Origin of the sequence: Paracraurococcus ruber, assembly GCF_004353985.1 — a bacterium.
In the GTDB taxonomy this organism is placed as follows: domain Bacteria; phylum Pseudomonadota; class Alphaproteobacteria; order Acetobacterales; family Acetobacteraceae; genus Paracraurococcus; species Paracraurococcus ruber.
Genome location: NZ_SMOA01000466.1, coordinates 1 through 2,779 on the forward strand (window position 1 = coordinate 1; position 2,779 = coordinate 2,779).

The 2,779-nt window shown below is 75.5% G+C and carries 3 protein-coding genes; 2 read left to right on the forward strand and 1 reads right to left on the reverse strand.

Features of this window, described 5'->3' with window-relative positions:
- The first annotated feature begins 371 nt into the window (after positions 1-371).
- The gene (locus E2C05_RS30790; protein ID WP_133223422.1) at positions 372-1,292 is read left to right on the forward strand and encodes an alpha/beta fold hydrolase; all 921 of its coding nucleotides are present in this window, start codon (positions 372-374) and stop codon (positions 1,290-1,292) included.
- On the forward strand, positions 1,289-1,687 hold the full coding sequence (locus tag E2C05_RS30795) for a hypothetical protein (RefSeq protein ID WP_133223423.1): 399 nt from the start codon (positions 1,289-1,291) through the stop codon (positions 1,685-1,687). The genes E2C05_RS30790 and E2C05_RS30795 overlap by 4 nt, the downstream gene beginning before the upstream one ends.
- Before the next feature lie 152 nt (positions 1,688-1,839).
- Here E2C05_RS30795 and E2C05_RS30800 read toward each other — a convergent pair whose 3' ends face one another.
- Entirely contained in the window at positions 1,840-2,679 is an 840-nt protein-coding gene (locus E2C05_RS30800; RefSeq protein ID WP_133223424.1) for a DUF547 domain-containing protein, read from the reverse strand.
- Between the last annotated feature and the right edge of the window lie 100 nt (positions 2,680-2,779).

Sequence of the window (2,779 nt, forward strand, 5' to 3'; positions counted from 1 at the left end):
GCCCCGCGCGAGGGCCGGCCGGCGCATGCTGCCGGGCCGGTCTTCCGCCGGGGAACGCCGGCGGCGGCCGCCCTCCTCGCCGGCATCGAGGCGGGCGCTGGAGGCGGTGCGCGCGGCGATGATCCGGCAGAACCGGGAGGATAGGCTGGCGCTCGATGCCCGCTTCACCGGGCTGACGGACCGGCTGGAAGGGGCGGTCCGCGACCGCCGCGCCCTGCGGGGCGGATCGCGGGGCGTGCCGCCGCCCGACCCGCCATGGCCTGGAGCGGCCCGAGCGTGCAGAAAACCGCGCAGGACGCCCTGGCGGCGATCTGCCTGCGGCGTGACCGCCGGCCGCCGTCGCGCGAAGAGCAGCAGGGAGGAACCGAGGCATGCTGGATGTGCCGCCCACGATCCGGGCGCAATGGCCCTTCGCCCCGCGCGAGGCGCGGGTGAATGGCTGGCGGATGCACTACGTCGACGAAGGGGCGGGCGACCCCGTGCTACTGCTGCACGGCAACCCGACCTGGGGCTTCCTGTACCGGGAGGTGATCCCGCCGCTGGTCGCCGCCGGCCACCGCGTCATCGTCCCCGACATGATCGGCTTCGGCCTGTCGGAGAAGCCGGCGCGGGAGCAGGCGCATTCGCTGGACGGGCACATCGCCAACCTGGTCGCGCTGGTGCGGCGGCTTGGCCTGACCCGCGTGACCTATGTCTGCCATGACTGGGGCGGGCCGACCGGGCTCGGCGCCGCGCTGGCCGACCCGGCGCGGGTGCGGGCGCTGGTGGTGATGAGCACCTGGGCCTGGCCGATGCCGCCGGCCGAGTTCCACACCCGCCTCTTCCCCTGGCGGATGATGCATGCGCCGCTGGTCGGCCCCTACCTGATGGGAAGGCACAACGTGCTGGCGGGGCGCGGCGTCTATCTCTCGGTGGTGGACCGGGAGAGGTTCCGGCAGCGCGCCCAGCCGGCCTATGAGGCGGTGCTGCCGGACCCGGCGACGCGGCTGCTGACCTGGACCTGGCCGCGCTGGATCCCGCTGGACGACACCGCCCGCGCGCTGGACCGCTTCGCCTGGCTGGAGCGCGAGCTGCCGAAGCATGACTGGCCGGCGATGATCCTCTGGGGGCGGGAGGACGAGGTGTTCGACGCCGCCACCTTCGCCGCCCGCTTCAAGGCGCTGCTGCCGCGGGCGGAGGGGCCGCACCTGGTCACCGGCCGGCATTTCCTGCAGGAGGATTCCGGGCCGGAGATCGCCGCGCTGGTCGCGGAGTTCCTGGCCCGGCTGGCCGGCGCGGAGGCCAGCGCATGAGCATGGTCGCGATCGTCCCGGCGCCGGACATGGCCGGGCACCGCCTGGCCTTCCTGCTGGCGGAGGACCGGGTCGGCCACTATCCGGAATTCCGCGCCGCCCTGGTCCGCGCCTTCGACCTGGACCGGGTCGGGCTGGCCGCGCCCGGCTACCTGCGGGCGCCCTCCGGCCAGGTTCATGCGCTGGTCTTCCTCGGCCGCAGCGGCGAACCCTTCCCGAGCGGCGTCGAGATCCAGGCGGTGGTCCCGGCGCTGGAACCGCTGGACGAGGAAGCCACCGACCGCGACCTCTGGGCGATCCTGCGCTGGCTGGTCGCCGAGACCGGCGGGCCCTGGCGGGTGGAGGAGCTGGACGCGACCGGGCGGCTGTACCGCATCCCGGCGGCGCGGGATTGAGGGAGGCTCTGCCTCCCTCAAACTCCCTCCGCCAGGGGTCAGGCGACCCCTGGACCGGCCTGAGTCGGACTCGTGCCGGCGTCCGGGGCCTCGCCTGAGGCCCCGACGGGGGAGGGTAGGGGAGGCGGCGGCGCCCCCTCCCGTCGCACGCCTCATCCGGCCGCGCGGTTCAGCGCCCAGTCATAGGCATAGCCTGCGATGCCCGGCGCGGTGCGGATGGCCGCGGCCTGCGCCGGCCCGGCATGCCGCAGCAGGTGCGGCACGACGCCGCCATCCGGCTCGAAATCGGCGGCGAACCAGTTGTAGATCGCGGAGAGCAGCAGCCCGTCCGGCCGCACGGTCACCCCGCGCGGATGCGCGACATAGGCGCGCGCGGCGGCCGCCAGCATCGCTTCCCGCCGCGCCGGGGTCAGCGCCTCCTCCGGCAGGTCCGGGCAGCCGAGCGAGGCGCAGTTCACCACGTAGTGCACCCGTGGCTCGCGCCAGATCGGCCGCAGGATGCGGTGCTCGATGTCGTTCAGGGTCAGCGCCTCGCCCTCCACCGTCACCACCTGCGCGTCCCAGGGCCCGCGCAGGAAGATCCCGCCGGAGAGGTTGATGTCGCGGATGCTGGCGACGCCCGGCGCGTGCAGCACGGTGCGCATGGTCAGGCCGTTGTAGAGGTTGACCCAGAAGCAGAACTGCTCGTCCCGCCGCAGCGCCGTGACCCGGGTGGCGGCAAGGCCGGAGAGCCAGGCCTCCAGCGCCTGCCGGTCGGCGGGCGTGACGCCGGCATAGTCCACCCGGGCGATGCCGTCGGCGCCCGGCCGGCGGTAGCGGCGCAGGAAACCCGTCCAGGGCGCGTGGTCCACGCTGTGCGTCGCCGCCTCGTCATGCCCGGACCAGCGCGGCCAGAGCCGGGCGCGCGGCGCGAACAGCGCCTCCAGCCCCCCCTGCGCAGCGACGGGGCGCGGCAGGGCGGCGAGGCCGAGCCAGGCGCGGCGGGACATCATGCGGGTGTGCTCCCCGGGGGTGGCGGCGCGGCGGCCCGCGCCGCGGGCAGGCCCGACAGCCCGCGCTTCAGCGCCCCGGTCGGCGGGGCGGGGCCGGGCC